Source organism: Maribacter litoralis, from assembly GCF_003075045.1.
Lineage (GTDB): Bacteria > Bacteroidota > Bacteroidia > Flavobacteriales > Flavobacteriaceae > Maribacter > Maribacter litoralis.
The window spans coordinates 1062945-1080412 of the sequence record NZ_QCZD01000001.1 but is presented as its reverse complement, the minus strand read 5'-3'; the positions used below and the strand labels follow the sequence as shown (position 1 = coordinate 1080412).

Genomic DNA, 17468 nt, shown 5'->3' with positions numbered 1-17468 from the left:
GCAGCTATACATAATGTATAACTGCCTTTAAACTAACTCAACACAATTATCTTAATAACCAGGATTCTGGTTTAGGTTTTCATTTAAACTTGTTTGCGATGTTGGTATCGGAAATAGGTAATTATCTCTTGTGAAATTACGTGTAGCTGATGGTTGAACAATCAATGCTCTTCTTTCACCAACTCCTGTTTCCGTAACACCTTCTCCAAAACCATATCCTTCTGGTGAGTACAATTCTGGGTTGTTTTCGTAAACAGTACCTTCTATAACCGCACCATAAATGGTTTCTCCTAATTCATCTTCTGCAATACCCCATCTTTTAAGGTCGTTGAATCTTGTAGCACCTTCGGCATAAAGCTCAATGGTACGTTCTCTTCTAATTTCGGTCTCGATATCCATATTGTTGGTAGCTAAGAAAGAATTCGATAGAGGAGGTAAACCGGCTCTGGCTTTAACTAGGTTAATAGATTCATCCATTTGAGCATCGGTTAAACTACCATTTAACTCGTATAAAGCTTCGGCATACATTAAATATACTTCTGCCAAGCGAATAAATGGCATATCATATGCTTCTGTCTTTGTAGCTCTATAAGCTTCATCGGTACCCCATTTCCAACTCATGAACTTAGAATTGAAGTAACCAAAGTTGTTGGTACCGTTTAAGGTTACATCGCCATTTTGAGGAATTTCACCAAGCGTTTTATGGTAAGTGAAATAAGCTCTCATTCTGTAATCTCTGTTTTGAAATTCATCGGGCGTGTTTTCATAACCTTGAAATAATGGAGACTGATCAATAGGTAAACCATCGCTACTCAAGAACAAATCCATCATCTTTCTACTTGGTTTTACTCTACCTTCGTAAACGTGACTTAAAAGATCGCCAGCTTGTCTAAAAGTGAAATCATATTTATTATAGAAAATGAATTCTTTGTTGGTAGCTTTATCCAATCCTGCAGGGTTAGAACCGCCATCTTCTAGGTTAAATAAGAAGTTAGAACTTAAATTGTCCAATTCATCATTATAGTCCCAAAGCTCAAAACCACCTTGGTCCATAATCGTTTTGGTAAGTGTTACCACTTCCTGTAAATAAATATCTATGTTAGAGGCATTAAAACCTTCACTACCGGCTCCTGTGCTAGTACCATCACCATCGGTAGTGGTACCTACATATTTCATCCACGTAGCTTCATGTAATAAAACATCTGCTTTAAATGCCATTGCTGCCCATTTACTGATCTTACCTTTATCTTCTGAGGCAATTTCTTGCTCTGTAGGTAAACCTGCAATGGCATCATCCAAGTCTGCCAAAATTTGAGCAACAACTTGATATCTACTACTACGAGGTGCACTTAGCTCTTCATCACCAACATCTAATGGTCTTGTAACTAAAGGAACACCGCCAAAACGCTGCACCAAATTAAAATATTGGTATGCTCTGTGAAATTTTGTAGCGGCAACGTAAGGCACAATACTTTCTTCACCTTCGTAGGCTTCAGCTCTTTGCAGTAAAAGATTCATATCTCTAATTGCAGAATAGGGAGCTGAATAATATCCGTCTGATTCTGGTGCTCTGGTATCACCTCTGCTGTAAATTTGCATATCGCTATCTTCAGTGTAACCAACCAAGTCAGATCCATGATCGGCATAAATACCTTGGTCGTATCTCCAAGTCATTAAATCGGTATAAAACTGATTTGAACCTGTCAGAAAATGTTCTGCTTCGGTATAGTATACCTGATCTGTAATAGATGCAGGTGGGTCTAAGTCTATAAATTCGTCTTCACATGATGTAAAGAAGACCATTAAGCATGGTACTATTATATAAATTATTTTTTTCATCTGTATATGATTTTATGATGTATTATCTTCTTGTTAATTGTCTTAGAGCGATACTTTTAAACCTAATGCCCAAGTACGCATAAAAGGGTATGCACTGTTATTGGAGCTCGCTTGAAATTCAGGATCGTAACCATCTTTTACACTGGTGAATTCAAATAAATCATTTCCTGAAAAATAAATACGTAAATTGTTTATGGGTGTATTACCGATACTTAAATCCCTGAAATTATAACCTATAATTAATGATTTCAACCTCATATATCTATTGTTCTGCAAAATATGATCTTTACTACGGTAGTTCCAGGCAGATAAACCACGTTGTGTAGTTAACCTTGGGAATTCAGCATCTCTATTATCTTCTGTCCATGTTCTACCTAACCATGTGTTAGACTGATTTTGCCATTCAGCTTGAAAAGGCTGTGCAAAATATCCTGTTCTATAGATATTATGATCTAGAGCACCTTGAAAAAATGCGCTAAGGTCAAAATTCTTATACTTTAGGTCAAAATTAAACCCGTAAACATAGTGGGGTGCAGCATCACCATGATAAGTTAAATCTTCATTGTCCAATGTGCCATCTCCGTTAGAATCAACAACGCGCATATCACCAGGTCTTAAAGCATCGTTTGATGTTTGTAGCGGTAATATTCCACCTTCGTTTAAACTAGCGTAATAAGCATCAACTTCAGCTTGAGAATCAAAATAGCCATCGGTTTCCCATAAAAAGAAAGAGTTTATAGGTCTGTTTAATATATTCTGTCCATCTTCGGCAGAGTTCAAGTTTTCGAAAATAGTTTGAGCACCATCATACTGGGTGATTTCATTTCTGGTATCACTCATGTTTGCGCTTACGGTGAATTCTAAATCACCTATATTTCCTTGGTATCCTAGCATAGCTTCCCAACCATCGGTTTCCAAAGTTCCAATATTTGTAAATGGGGTAGCGGTACCTAAAACAGCTGTTTCAATACCTCTAACCAACATACCTACATTTTCTTTTTGATAAAGATCAAAAGAACCGAAAACCTTGCTGTTGAACAGTCTAAAGTCAACACCTATTTCTTTGGTTACAATTCTTTCCCAAGTGGTGCTACTACTAAATAAGCTACTAGCTACAGAGGTTGCTTGTTGGCCTGCATTTGTTTCTCCAAATACGGTATTACCAAAACCTACGGTAGACAAATAACTAAAATTGCCAATACCCGAAGTACTACCAAGCTCACCATAACCACCTCTTAACTTTAAGAATGAAATTAAGTTACTATCTTGTAAGAACTCTTCTGAGCTAATTACCCAACCACCGGAAACACTACCGTAATTAGACCATTTTGCACCATCGGCAAATCTTGATGAACCATCTCGTCTACCTTGCACTTCCAATAAGTACTTGCTTTTGTAATCATAGTTAATACGGCCTATATAACCAAAGAATCCCCATGAAGTACCGCCACCAGAAGTGGTTACCAATTGATCTGTAGCTCCTAAGTTAATGTCGTAAACCCCATAATCAACAAATCCGTTTCTTTTGATATAATATTCGTTAACATCGTTCTTTTCTGCCTCTATAGCTACAAGTCCCGATAGGTTGTGATCACCGAACTGATTTGAATAATTTAAAGTTGCTTTGTAGTTTTTATAGGTGATATTACCATCATTGTTGTCGGGGCCCGTACCTTCTTGAATAGAGGTAGTGTTATTTATATTGTTAGAAAATTTTCCTCCCCAACTGTAAAGAGGTACCGATACGAAGTACGATTGATATTCACTGTTTTGTCTGCTAATTGCATACGATCCTGTAATATCTAAATGATCTGTCAATTTATATTTGGCCAAGGCCGAAATTTTAAATTGTTCTACCGTTTTGTTCTCACGGCCACCATCAATAACTTGTGCAACACCATTTCTATCACCTGTAATTAAGTCACCACCAAAATTTGCATAGTATTGGCCATCTGCATTATAGGTAGGGAAAAGTGGAGCATCCCAAGTAGCGGCCTCTCTACCCAAGCCACCTGATGGTCCAGAAAATTTGTTGTTGAAATAGGTGATATTCGTATTTACATTTAGCCTATCACTTATATCAACACCGTAGTTCATTGAGAAGTTATATCTGTCAGAACTATCATCTGCTACTTTTAAACCACCAACGTTATTGTCATAACCGGCAGAAATACGAAAGTTACTTGTTTCGGTACCACCAGAGATACTGATGTTGTGTTGGCTAGAATACGAGTTACCGAACATTTCATCAAATCTAGGAGCGTTACCCAACCAGATATTACCGTTAATAGGTAAATCATAATACCCTTCAAAACCAGAAGCAATTCTATCAACTGTTTCAAGATCGTTCCAGAAAAAATATCTTGGCGGCTTACCAGAAGCAATATCTTCACGGGCAGCTGCTGCATATAATTGACCATATTGAGACATTGTCGGTGTTGGTGGGCGTATACCTATAGTGCCAACTCTAGAAACGGTGCTAATATCAACAGATACTTTACCCTTACCTTTCTTTGTAGTTACTAATATAACACCACCAGCAGCACGAGAACCGTATACAGAAGCAGATCCACCTTTTAATACACTAATATTCTCAATATCATTTGGGTTCATATCATTAAACGATGAAGAGTTAATTGAAGGTATACCATCAATTACGATCAACGGTTCGATACCATTAATAGAAGAAGCACCTCTAATTAAAAAGTTTACACCTTCATCACCAGGTCTAGATGATGTACGTGTTACCACCAGACCAGGAGTTCTACCTTGTAGTGCAAGTGCTGGGCTACCAACAGCTAAATCTTCGAAAGCCTCTGCCTTAACCTGCTCAACAGAACCAGTTAAGGTTTCTTTTTTTGCAGTACCATAACCTACAACAACTACTTCATCTAAAGCAGTTGTATCTGGTTCTAGAGATACATTGATTACATTTTTAGAACCTACGGCAATCTCTTGCTTTACGAATCCTAAATAGGAAACAACAAGAACTGCATCTGAAGATGGAACGGTAATCGAGTAGTTTCCGTCAAAATCAGTAACTGTACCTGTTGTTGTTCCTTTAACGACTACGGCAACACCGGGAAGCCCCATACCGTCATCACTACTTATTACCGTACCTGTAATAGTAAGTTGTTGTTCTGAGTTCAATAAGAGTACACCGCCATTAAGTGAATTACTTGCTGTAATCGCGAACGCATGGTTTGTACACAAAACTACAAACCCAACCAATAATGGTATCATGGTCTGTAATTTCCATTTAGAAAGTTTGATTAGTTTAATCATAAGATTGTTAATTTAATTAGTTAATTAATGTCGTTTCATCAGTTTCCCGATACAGTAATTATCATATTGATATTTGTTAAGCCAATGTTAATTATAATTGGAGTAAAGGATTATAAATTATTACTCAATGGTTATAAATTATATTCCTTTTTACTGAAACAGAGGGTAAATCCGTTTTTTGGGCAGGTACAAATTGTCTGAAACACATTTTTTTAACAGTTTTTTTGTCGGTTGTTGATTATGGGGCACAAGCTAAAATTTTTGAAGAATAATCTATACCTATTATATGGTTACATATATTAAATTATCAACAAGTTTATTTAAGTAGTTGATATTAAATAGTTTACGTTTAAATTTGATACCTCTAATTAAATTTATTTCGGTTTACTTTTATTTATACATTTCTACACATTGCCATCTGTGAATTCAATTTTAAGAGGAATAAGTTGATTTTTAAGATTTACAGTAGGTTTTAAACGGGTAATACTTCGGATATCCATAAAATGCCAATTTTTCTATGATTTATGTATCATTTTGAACGCTATTTTATAGTGTTTGAATGATAGTTTATCTACTTCAAAAGACATTCTTAATAAACTTGTTTAACAGTAATTCATCAGCATTTTTATCGGTGGAATTTTCGATTTCCGAAGTATTTCTACTGAATTAAACATTTACAAACTAAGGCAACTTTTTGCCTCATTATTAAGAAAAATATGAATCGATTATTCCTATTACTTTTTGTATTAACCTTGACCAATTGTTCCAATCAAGAGAAGAATAGCGTTGTTGATACAGAAAAGATATTATCGCAGAATGTAGAAAAAACAAAAGAAACGCTTAAGGTGCTGACGCCAGAACAAGGGTTCGCCAGAAACATACCCAAAAACCAAAAGAACTGGGAGTTGGTAGGTGTTAAAGATTGGTGCAGCGGGTTTTGGCCAGGAGTATTATGGTATTCGTATGAAGCTTCGGGTGATGAAGAATTACGTGAACAAGCAGAAAAATTTACTGCACCACTTAAAAGTATAGCTTATAGTCCTGCAGAAAACCATGATATTGGTTTTATGTTGTATACCAGTTATGGTAATGGGTATAGGTTAACTAATAATGAAGAGTACAAAAATGTGTTGTTGGCAGCCGCAGATACTTTGGCTACACTATACAATCCTAATGTAGGCTCTATTTTATCGTGGCCGTCTCAGACCCAGTTTAGACATAATACCATTATAGATAATATGATGAATCTAGAACTTTTGTTTTGGGCGGCAAAGAATGGTGGTACAAAAGAATTGTATAATGTAGCCGAAAGTCACGCTTTGGTGTCCATGAAAAATTTGGTTAGAAAAGATAGCGCTATCTACCATGTTGGTTCTTTTGATGAAACAACCGGCGAATTTTTAAAAGGACAAACCCATCAAGGATTTGCAGACGAGTCTATGTGGGCTAGAGGTCAAGCTTGGGGTATTTATGGCTTTAGTATTGCCTATAGAGAGACACATAGAAAGGAATTTTTGGAAACAGCTATTAAAGTTTCAGAACACTTTTTAAACAGATTGCCAGAAGACGGTATACCCTATTGGGATTTTGATGATGTAAATATACCCGATGCACCAAAAGATGCTTCGGCAGCTGCTATTGCGGCATGCGGATTATTGGAGTTATCCAAATTTGTTCCTAGTAAAGAACAATCGGAGAAATATGTAAACGCTGCTAGAAAAATGATCAACTTGTTGTCTGAAGCGCCATATTATAGTGGTGATACCAATCAAGCGCTTTTATTGCATTCAACGGGGCATTTACCACATGATTCTGAGATAGATGTGCCTATTATTTATGCAGATTACTATTATATGGAAGCATTGCTGAGAATCCAAAAAATGGATAGTGAGGTTACATCTGAATTGGCAAAATCATAAAAGCTTAAGATTACTTAAACTTTATGAACTAAATATGGTTGTACTGCAATTTTTCGATTACTGATATCTTAAATGTGCCAATAGTTCAAGCAATTCATTCTTTAATAAGAATTATATAATCATGAATAAAAAAATACTTTTATGGTCTATAACTGCTGCCTTAGCCGGATTTCTATTTGGCTTTGATGTGGTAGTTATTTCTGGTGCGGATAAAAAATTACAAGGTTTATGGCAATCGTCAGACTCATTTCATGGTTGGGTGGTCATGGGTATGGCTTTATGGGGAACTGTAATAGGTGCCATTTTTGGTGGTAAACCAACCAATAGTTATGGTAGAAAAAATACCCTAATAGTTATTGGTGTATTATTTGCATTCTCTGCCATTGGTTCTGCTTTGGCAAACGACCCCTATATTTTTGCATTTTTTAGATTTATTGGTGGTATTGGTGTAGGTGCTTCTACCATAGCTGCACCTGCGTATATATCTGAAATTGCTCCGGCAAATGAACGGGGTAAATTAGTTGCAATGTACCAGTTCAATATTGTATTTGGAATACTGATTGCCTTTTTATCCAACTACCTGTTAAGTGGTAGTGGCGAAAATGACTGGCGATGGATGTTGGGTGTTGAAGCTATACCTGCTATTTTGTACATATTGTTCGCCATGAAATTGCCAAAGAGTCCAAGATGGTTATTGTCAAAATCTAGGTTAGAGGAAGCAAAAGAGGTGTTGGCAATAATTAATCCTACTATTGACATCGATGAGCAGTTAAAAGCTATCGAAGGAGCTGATGAAAAGCCAGATGCTTCAGAAACCATTTTTATCAAAAAATACCGTTTTCCGCTCACTTTAGCATTTTTAATAGCCTTTTTCAATCAATTTTCGGGCATAAATGCCTTTTTATACTATGCGCCAAGAATTTTTGAAGAAGCAGGTTTAGGTGAAAGTACTGCATTGTTGAGTAGCGTAGGGATCGGTATTACAAATTTGGTCTTTACGCTCTTGGGTGTATTTTTAATAGATAAATTAGGTAGAAAAACGCTAATGTATTTTGGCTCTGTAGGTTATATCGTTTCGTTGAGTTTGGTTGCCATGGCATTTTTTCTAAACTGGACAGGTATGGCTGTACCTATATTTTTATTCCTTTTTATAGCGGCACATGCCGTTGGGCAAGGAGCCGTAATTTGGGTGTTTATTTCAGAGATTTTTCCTAATCATTTAAGGGCTTCGGGTCAGTCTTTCGGTAGTGCAACGCATTGGGTATTGGCGGCATTGATTCCTTCATTAATTCCGTATTTGTTCAGTCACCCTGCAATTGGTGCGGGAGTAGTGTTTTTATTCTTCGCTGCTATGATGGTTTTACAATTATTATTTGTTGCTTTCATGATGCCTGAAACTAAGGGTAAAGCGTTAGAGGAACTACAGAAAATACTATTAAAACAAAAACAATAATGGACATGGGAAAAAAAACTTGCTATTTACTAGTGTTGATTTTTCATTTAAGCTTTGTGTTGTTAGCGTCAAATGTAGATACATTGATCGTTCATAGTAAGGCAATGAACAAGGACATTAAAAATGTAGTCATCACACCAGATGGTTATGAGAAAAATACTGAATCATTTAGTACTGTTTACTTATTACATGGTGCCGGTGGTGATCATAAGGCTTGGCTAAAAGTTGCTCCAAAATTAAAAGCATATGCAGACCAGTACAATATAATTATTGTTTGCCCAAATGGTCATGTTAAAAGTTGGTATTTAGATAGTCCTATAGACCCATCATTTAAATACGAGACTTATGTTTCAAAAGAATTGGTGTCGGCTGTTGATGATAAATACAGAACAATAAAAAATGCGAAAGCCAGGGCTATCACCGGATATAGTATGGGTGGACATGGTGCCCTTTATCTTGCTTTTAAAAACTTTGATGTTTGGGGTGTAGCAGCAAGTATGAGTGGTGGTGTTGATATTAGACCTTATGCCTTAAAATGGGGAATTCCAGATCGTTTGGGCAGTTTTGCCGAGTATCCGGAGCATTGGGAAAAGAATAGTGTGATTAACCTCGTTCATTTAATAAGTAATAAAGAATTAACTTTTCAAGTTGATTGTGGTACAGGAGATTTCTTTTATGCAGATAATAAAAGATTACACGAAAAATTATTAGAGCGAAAGATTCCTCATGAGTATGTAGAACGTCCGGGCAAACATAATCCGGAGTATTGGCGAAATTCAATTAAATATCAATTATTGTTTTTTACTGATTTTTTCAAGAGCAATGAAACAAATAACTAATGCCGAGACACTCAACTTATAAAATAGCTTTATGCACGCTTTTGCTATTTGTACTGACCGTGTCTTGCTCCAACGTGTCTGAATATTCCATTGCATCCCCAAATGGAAAAAATGTATTCACCGTGTTTCCAGATTATTCTAAAGATCATTCCAAAGGGTTAAGTTTTGATTTGAGGTATGAAGGTGAACCCGTTTTACTTCCTTCAACATTGGAATTAATTACCGATGAACTTGACTTCAAAGGAGATTGGTCGATATTACGGGTTGATGAGCAAAATGTTCAAAGTAGTTGGACCACGAAATTTGGCGAATTAAGCGAAGTACCGGATAACTATCAAGAAATAAAAATCCATTTACAAAAAGGGAATTCTCTTATAAATATCATCGCTAGGGCTTATGATGAAGGTGTCGCGTTTTCTTATGAAATTCCTGAACAGGCTAATATTGATATGTTAGAACTCGATGAGAAAATTCATTATAATTTTGATAAAGACCATATGCTATGGTCTACACCAAAGCGAGAGAAAGGAGTGCTAACGGCACAGGGCGAGTATAAAAAAATACCAATGTCACAATTAGAAACGGGAATAGAAAGACCCTTGCTAATTGAAATTAAAGAAAATTTGAAAATTGCCCTTGCAGAGGCAAATTTGGTAGATTATGCACGTTTAAGTTATTCTAAAAATACCAGTTCAGATAACAGTATTATGTCTTCTTTAGATGGTAAAATGGAAGAGGGAGTTCAAGATACCATTACAGGCGCATTAATTTCTGAACGTAAGAACGATGTTTTTAAGGTGAAACGAAAACTACCATTTCAATCGCCTTGGCGCGTAATAATGATGGGGGAGAATGAGGGTGAATTATTAGTGCATAATTACATCATTCAAAATTTAAGTGAACCAAGCAAATTAAAGGATGATTCTTGGGTAACACCCGGTAAGGCACTACGCGAAGCAACCTTAACGACAGAAGGTGGCATGGTAGCCATTGATTTTGTTGTGGATCATAATATGCAATATGTACTGTTCGATGCTGGTTGGTACGGTAATGAAATGTATGAAGCTTCTGACGCCACTACCATTACTTTAGACCCTAAGCGATCAAAAGGTCCGTTTGATATTGAGGCGATTACGAGCTATGCAAAAGAAAAAGGGATCGGTATTATTTTATACGTCAATAGAAGGGCATTGGAGAAACAATTAGACGAAATTTTGCCACTTTATAAGAAGTGGGGAATTGCGGGTATAAAGTTTGGCTTTGTACGGGTCGGTGATCAAGAAGCTACTGCCTGGTTGCATAGTGCCATAAAAAAGGCCTCTGATTACGAATTTATTGTTGATGTTCATGATGAGTATAGACCTACCGGTTTTTCAAGAACATATCCTAATTTATTGACACAAGAAGGTATAGAGGGTGATGAAGAAAGTCCAACCAATGAACAGACACTCAACACCATGTTTACAAGAATGTTGGCAGGAGCAGCGGACAATACGGTTTGCTATTATAATAGCAGAGTTAATAGAATGGGCTCGCATGCATCTCAGTTGGCAAAAACAGTTTGTCTTTTTAGTCCGCTGCAACTGCTTTATTGGTATGACAAGCCTGCTTCTTCTTTAGAGAAAAATGACGGGCTTTGGGGAGATACCAAACACATTGGCAATGAACCCGAACTTGAATTTTTTGATGCCGTACCTACTACTTGGGATGATACCAAAGTATTACATGCTAAAATAGGGGAAATAGGTGTTATCGCGCGAAGAAAAGGTTCGGAATGGTTTGTAGGTGGAATCAATGGCAATTCCGCGCAGCAATTACAATTAGATTTTAGTTTTCTAAATGAGGAAGAAACATATATAGCAAAATTGTATACCGATGATGAAACGGTTGAAAGTCGCACCAAAGTGAAAATTGAAGCAATACAGATAACGAATAGTGATACTAGAGAAATTGCATTGAAACCCAATAATGGTTTTACCATGCATATAGTTCCGGCAAGCGAAATTAAGAAATGAGATTCTGTGAAATGAACATATTTAAATGCCTGATTATAACAATAACGTACATTGTTATAGCTTTTAATACTATGGTTTTTGGTCAAGAAAACTTACACCCTAGAATATATGTAACAGATCAGAACAGAGCCGTTTTCTTAAAAACGATTGAGAATATTTCTTGGAAAAAGGAATTGATTACGAAGAAGAAAGAACGTTTACAAAAGTATATACGGCATTGGAAGAATGATTCAGAGTGGCTGGTATCAAGGCTACAAATGAACTGGAAAACAAAGCATGACAAGGTCTATTTAAGTGGTGGTGAATTTTCACATTCCGAAGGTAAAGCTCCTGTGCCAACAGTCCGGTTTTCAGGCACAAGAGATTGGGCTACAGACTATAAAACGCCATCGTTAGAAAGTGTATCGCCCTATGCTGATGACAGTAGAGGGCTATTTTTAGAACATAAAAAGACAGGTGAAAAAGAATGGGTGGCACCTAAAGAATCTGGTCATATTATAGAAGGTATTAATCGTAAGATCATGTCTTTAGTAGAAGATGCAGCCTTTTTATATTGGGTAACAGGCGATAAGTTATATGCAGATTTTGCAACTCCTGTTTTTACAACTTATATAGAAGGCATGTATTATAGAGATGCGCCTGTAGATTTGTTGAATTCTAATCAGCAGTTTCTTTCAGGCCTTGCCACTTTTGAGGTTATTCATGAAAAAGTATTGATCAATCTCATTACTACGTATGACTTTTTGTTTGATCATTTAAAGACTCAAAAAGTAAATCTATCTCATGTTGATGCGGTTTTTCAAAAATGGGGAGATCAGATTATAAAAAATGGTGTGCCCAATAATAATTGGAATCTTTTTCAAGCACGATTTTTAACCTATGTAGCCTTGATCTTAGAGCCAAATAGAAATTATAAAAACGGGAAGGGTAGGGAGTACTATTTAGATCATACTTTCAATACATCTACCGATAGACAAATTTCCATAAAAGAATCTTTGTTGGTCTATGATCAACAGAACGGTGTGTGGCCTGAGTCCGCCTCATACTCGGTTCACGTAATAACAACACTTCTAAATATTATCACACTACTTGATAATTTCACCGACGCAAATGAATTATCGAATTTTCCGATTGTGGAAAAAGCCGCTTTGGCATCCTTTCAATATTTGTTTCCTTCTGGGCATACCATTGGTTTTGGCGATTCGGCGCACAAAAAATTACCTGCTGAAAATTTTGAGCTATTGATTACGAATTATCAGAAGTACGGTCAAACAGAGAAAGTGAAAATGATATCGGGTTTACTTAATGATATGATTGTTGAGGGTGATTACAATAGAGAAGCAAAAGAATTGTTCCAATTGTTTTTTTATGTGGATGAAGTAGCGTTCAATACGGTAGACGACAATTCTGAAAATGAACTGGTCTCTCCGACATTTTATGCACCTAATGTAAGTTGGTTCAACCAAAGGTTGGGCAGTGATGCAAATGCCATGATGGTAGCGACAACGGGATCTTACGGCAATCATGCCCATACCAATGGCATAGCTATAGAATTGTTTGCCAAAGGTTATGTGCTTGCACCAGATATGGGTAAGGGTTCAAGTTATTGGCATAACGATCACACGGAATATTATTCTAGAATGCCAGCTCATAATACGGTGGTTGTAAATGGTATTTCAGATTACGAACCCATGCGTAGCCATCACCCGTTTAACTTGGTAAATAGCTTCCCGAAGTCTGGTGAAAATTCAATTTTTAATAAGGTTACTTTTTCTAATGTTTCTTTTGTAGAACCAAAGACTAAAGCTCAACAATTACGGTTTACATCGTTAATAAAAGGACCTACAGGAGCAGGTTATATGGTAGATATTTTTAGATCTAAAAAACAGGGCGATAGTGCCCAAAGGCATGATTATTTTTATCATAACCTAGGGTCTGAATTAAAGCTAAGCACTGCGGACGGACTCTTAAAATTGCAAGAGACCAATGATTTAGGAAGCCATCAAGGCGATTTAAAGGCTTATGACTATCTCACTAAAAAAAAGAAGGGAACTATAGCAGATGAGGTAAAAGCAAATTTTAGTTTTCAATCGGAAGGAGGTTCATCAGATTTAATGGAAGTTTGGATTAAGGGTAGTGCCAATCAATCTCTTTATACGGTAGTGTCGCCAAAATCTAAAGCAACTACAAAAGGTACTTCACCAAAGGAATTATTGAATAAGCCTGTGCCCACTTTAATCGTACAGCGAAATGCTGAAGCATGGGAGAATCCGTTTGCCTTGGTTTTTAATCCGTTAGGTACAGATGAAAACAATCTTATATCAAATGTAGATTTTTCTCAGTTCGGCGATAAAAATGCTACTCAGCTGATTGAAGTGAAATTTAAAGATGATGCTACACAAGATAATATTGTACTAAATGAGCATGAAAGTGCTATTGTAGATCAAGACGGCTTGTATCAAAAAGGTCTATTGTCAATAACAAGAAGCGAAAAGAACAACCCTAAGCCATCTTTTGTTTTTCTATCAGGAATGTACAAGTTTGAGCAAGACAACTGGGGCGTACAAGCTTCGGGCGAACCCGTAACTATATCTTTTGAGATAAATGACGATGTAATTACTGTACAAAACGATCAACCGGTAGTATTAAATATTCCCAAACCGGAAGAAGGTAAAGAGGCTATATTACAAATCTATGAGAATAATAAATTAATAACCTCAAGGAAAGGACTTAGAAGTTGGACGAACGATCAGCAGTTGGAATTCAGATTGTCAAAAGGGTATTCGAAAGTGCTGATTAAAATTCAAAATAGTACAGATGAAGAATAGGCAACAATATTTAAGCATAAGAAAGGTAATGCTCATGTTCTGCGCATTATCTACTATAATCGGTTTTGCTCAAAACAATTGGAGTACTTCAATACCTGGTAAAGAGCTCAAAGAATTAGTATATAAAGTGGTGGATGGAGATACTTTAAAAATGCAATTGTATTCTCCAGATAATTGGACGTCAGCCAAAAACTATCCAACAATCATTTTCTTTTTCGGCGGCGGATGGAACGGTGGAAGTTTAGATCAATTTAGAGACCAGGCAGGGTATTTTGCTTTGAGAGGTATGGTAACGGTATTGGCAGATTATAGAGTTAAAAGCAGACACGGTACCACACCGTACGAATCTGTTAAAGATGCAAAATCTGCCGTTCGGTTTTTAAAGGAAAATGCGAGTAAATTACAAATAGACCCCACTAAAATAGTAGCATCAGGTGGATCTGCAGGTGGTCATTTAGCCGCCGCAGTTGCTGTATTGCCAGGGGTTAATGAAACTACTGATAATTTAGATATAGATACTAAGGTAGGCGCAGTAATTTTATATAATTCCGTAGTGGATAATGGTCCCGGTACCGGTGGTTTTCAGCACGAAAGAATGGGAGATAATTGGTTAACTATTTCTCCCATACATCATATAGAAAAAGGCGCACCGCCAACATTAGTGTTTTTAGGTGATCAAGACAAGATAATTCCGGTTTCTGTAGCACATGAGTACAAATCGAAAATGGAAGCGGTAGGCAGTATATGCGATATTTATATATATGAAGGTCAAGGTCATGGTTTTTTTAATCGAAAAAAGAACACTGATGAGTATTACAGAAAAACTACAATCGAAGCAGATAAGTTTTTAAATGCTTTAGGTTATATCACAGGAAATCCAACAATTGAATAATATAGAATTTATGAGAAAATATGGTCTATTGGTTATGATTTTAAGTCTGATGTTTTCATGCACATCAGAACATAAAACGATGGATTTATATGTAGATGCAAACGCACAAATTGATGGTGACGGGGGCAAGGGCAGTCCCTTCACTACGATTTCAAATGCCATAGTAAAAGCAAAAGAATTAAGAAAGGAATCCGAAAATGCTCAAATAACGATCAACTTATTAGAAGGGGACTATTATTTAGAACAACCAATAGTTATAGATACCTCTTTGAACGGATTATCAATTGTTGGTTCAGACGCCTCAAAAGTAGTCGTTAAGGGGTCAAGACAGCTACAGCCAAATTGGCAAAAATTCGATGAGCATATTTACATGACCACGGTACCCGATAATTTAAATTTTGATCAGTTGGTAATTAATGACACTCCCCAAATATTAGCCAGATATCCAAATTACGATGAAAAAGGTGGCTATTGGCAGGGGTACGCTTCAGATGCCATTAGTAAAGAAAGAGTAGCATCTTGGAAAAATCCCGTTGGAGCCTATTTTCATGTATTGCATGGTGGTCGCTGGGGCGGCTTCCATTATAAATTTACAGGGCTCAACGACGATGGTACTCCAAAATTGGAAGGTGGTCATCAAAATAATAGACCATCAAGACCACATGAAGAATATCGTATGGTTGAAAATGTGTTTGAAGAGTTAGATGCACCGGGCGAATGGTTTCTAGATCAAAAGACATCTAAGCTGTATTTTTATCCTACAGCAGATATGCAATTGGAAAATGCTAAGGTTGAGGTTGCTGCCCTAAAGAGTTTGTTTCAAGTTGTTGGTACGTTAGAAAATCCTGTAAAAGATGTTACAATTTCGAGCATCAGCTTAAAACATACCAAACGTACGTTCATGGAAACATATGAGCCGTTATTACGAAGCGACTGGACCATCTATAGAGGTGGAGTAGTTTTCTTTGAAGGCACAGAAAACTGTAGCATAGAACAAAGCATACTTAAAGATTTGGGAGGCAACGCTATATTGGCAAGTAAGTACAATAACAATTTAAAAATAGCAGAAAACCATATTTATAATTGTGGTGCCAGTGCCATTAGTTTCATAGGTGATCCATCTGCAGTACGGTCTCCTGCATTTCAATATGGAGAAATCGTTCCGTATTCAGAGATGGATACCTTAACTGGTCCAAAAAATGAACTATACCCAAGAAATAGCCTTGTAGCCAATAATTTAATTCACCATATTGGTAGAACGGAAAAGCAAACAGCGGGTGTGCAAATTGCCATGGCAATGGATATCATCATACGTTCCAACAGTATTTATGATGTGCCTAGAGCAGGTATTAACATTGGCGATGGTACTTGGGGCGGGCATTTAATAGAAAAAAACGATGTATTCAATACCGTATTGGAAACCAGTGATCATGGTTCTTTCAATTCTTGGGGTCGTGATCGTTTTTGGCACCCCAATAGAAAAGTTATGGATAGTATGACCTTAGAGCACCCAAAAATGTATACTTGGGATGCTATTAAAACCACTACCATACGCCAAAATAGATTTAGATGTGACCATGGTTGGGATATTGATTTGGACGATGGCTCTTCTAATTATAATATCTATGATAATCTTTGTTTAAATAACGGCATTAAATTACGAGAAGGGTTTGAGCGCGTTGTAGAGAATAATATTCTAGTAAATAACTCATTGCACCCACATGTATGGTTTGCCAATAGTTTAGATGTTTTCAAACATAATGTCGTTGCCAAGGCGTACCAAGATGTGGGATTAAAAGGTTGGGGAGAAGATTTAGATTATAATCTTTTTTCAAATGAAGAAAGTATGATGAAATCTCAAATTTATAGTAGGGATATACATAGTGTTTATGGAGACCCCAAATTTAAAGATCCATCAAAGTTGGATTTTACGGTCATGAATGATTCTTTAATTTCGGTAATAGATTTCAAAAACTTTCCTATGGATGAATTTGGTGTTCAGGTACCGGCATTAAAGCGAATAGCAGAAACTCCGGAAGTACCTGTTCTTAATGCCGAGAATGCATCAGAAGAAAAGAAGAGCCCTACTGTAGAATGGCTTCGAAATAGCTTAAAAAGTGTAGATTCTGAACAAGAGCAATCTGCCTACGGACTGAATTCCGCCGCAGGGGTAATTGTATTAGGGGTATGGAATAAGAGTCCCGCAGTACAGAATAACGGACTTAAAAAAGGGGATGTGATCATAGCCGTAGAAGGGCAACCGATCACAACGGTAAAAGACTTTTTTACCATGAACCAAAACCTTCAAAACAGCGGAAAATTAAATGTTGTGGTCATGCGCAATCAATCGGAGAAAAAACTAACAATTCAAACTAAATAATAATCAATACAGTAAACA

9 protein-coding genes are annotated in these 17468 nt (G+C 36.6%); 7 read left to right on the top strand and 2 right to left on the bottom strand.

Annotated elements, in window-relative coordinates; all coding sequences use genetic code 11:
* Positions 1–51 precede the first annotated feature (51 nt).
* A complete protein-coding gene (locus DCS95_RS04840) occupies positions 52–1839 on the bottom strand; it encodes a RagB/SusD family nutrient uptake outer membrane protein (protein WP_116769678.1) in 1788 nt (595 codons plus the stop codon).
* Positions 1840–1881: 42 nt separating this feature from the next.
* Positions 1882–5124 carry a SusC/RagA family TonB-linked outer membrane protein gene (locus DCS95_RS04835; RefSeq protein ID WP_116769677.1) on the bottom strand — a complete coding sequence of 1081 codons (3243 nt, stop codon included), beginning with the start codon at positions 5122–5124 and terminating at the stop codon, positions 1882–1884.
* 716 nt (positions 5125–5840) lie between these two features.
* Between DCS95_RS04835 and DCS95_RS04830 the strand changes: the two genes are divergently transcribed.
* The 7 genes from DCS95_RS04830 (at position 5841) to DCS95_RS04800 (ending at position 17450) form a co-directional block, all read left to right on the top strand.
* A complete protein-coding gene (locus DCS95_RS04830) occupies positions 5841–7043 on the top strand; it encodes a glycoside hydrolase family 88 protein (RefSeq protein WP_116769676.1) in 1203 nt (400 codons plus the stop codon).
* Between the two features lie 121 nt (positions 7044–7164).
* On the top strand, positions 7165–8496 hold the full coding sequence (locus tag DCS95_RS04825) for a sugar porter family MFS transporter (protein WP_116769675.1): 1332 nt from the start codon (positions 7165–7167) through the stop codon (positions 8494–8496).
* A 5-nt stretch (positions 8497–8501) separates the two neighbouring features.
* The gene (locus tag DCS95_RS04820) at positions 8502–9335 is read left to right on the top strand and encodes an alpha/beta hydrolase (RefSeq protein ID WP_116770158.1); all 834 of its coding nucleotides are present in this window, start codon (positions 8502–8504) and stop codon (positions 9333–9335) included.
* A complete protein-coding gene (locus DCS95_RS04815) occupies positions 9335–11350 on the top strand; it encodes a glycoside hydrolase family 97 protein (RefSeq protein WP_116769674.1) in 2016 nt (671 codons plus the stop codon). Before DCS95_RS04820 ends, DCS95_RS04815 begins: the two co-directional genes overlap by 1 nt.
* An 11-nt stretch (positions 11351–11361) precedes the next feature.
* Positions 11362–14178 carry a heparinase II/III domain-containing protein gene (locus DCS95_RS04810; protein ID WP_208630731.1) on the top strand — a complete coding sequence of 939 codons (2817 nt, stop codon included), beginning with the start codon at positions 11362–11364 and terminating at the stop codon, positions 14176–14178.
* Complete coding sequence (locus DCS95_RS04805; RefSeq protein WP_244178379.1) at positions 14168–15070, top strand: alpha/beta hydrolase; 903 nt, start codon at positions 14168–14170, stop codon at positions 15068–15070. The genes DCS95_RS04810 and DCS95_RS04805 overlap by 11 nt, the downstream gene beginning before the upstream one ends.
* Positions 15071–15149: 79 nt before the next feature.
* Positions 15150–17450 (top strand): PDZ domain-containing protein, encoded by a 2301-nt coding sequence (locus DCS95_RS04800; protein ID WP_208630730.1) that lies wholly within the window; start codon positions 15150–15152, stop codon positions 17448–17450.
* Positions 17451–17468 lie beyond the last annotated feature (18 nt).

Coding starts and splice junctions, on each gene's coding strand:
- DCS95_RS04815 (WP_116769674.1), top strand. CDS start 9,335: ATGCCGAGACACTCAACTTATAAAATAGCTTTATGCACGCTTTTGCTA.
- DCS95_RS04830 (WP_116769676.1), top strand. CDS start 5,841: ATGAATCGATTATTCCTATTACTTTTTGTATTAACCTTGACCAATTGT.
- DCS95_RS04800 (WP_208630730.1), top strand. CDS start 15,150: ATGGATTTATATGTAGATGCAAACGCACAAATTGATGGTGACGGGGGC.
- DCS95_RS04820 (WP_116770158.1), top strand. CDS start 8,502: ATGGGAAAAAAAACTTGCTATTTACTAGTGTTGATTTTTCATTTAAGC.
- DCS95_RS04835 (WP_116769677.1), bottom strand. CDS start 5,124: ATGATTAAACTAATCAAACTTTCTAAATGGAAATTACAGACCATGATA.
- DCS95_RS04805 (WP_244178379.1), top strand. CDS start 14,168: ATGAAGAATAGGCAACAATATTTAAGCATAAGAAAGGTAATGCTCATG.
- DCS95_RS04840 (WP_116769678.1), bottom strand. CDS start 1,839: ATGAAAAAAATAATTTATATAATAGTACCATGCTTAATGGTCTTCTTT.
- DCS95_RS04825 (WP_116769675.1), top strand. CDS start 7,165: ATGAATAAAAAAATACTTTTATGGTCTATAACTGCTGCCTTAGCCGGA.
- DCS95_RS04810 (WP_208630731.1), top strand. CDS start 11,362: ATGAACATATTTAAATGCCTGATTATAACAATAACGTACATTGTTATA.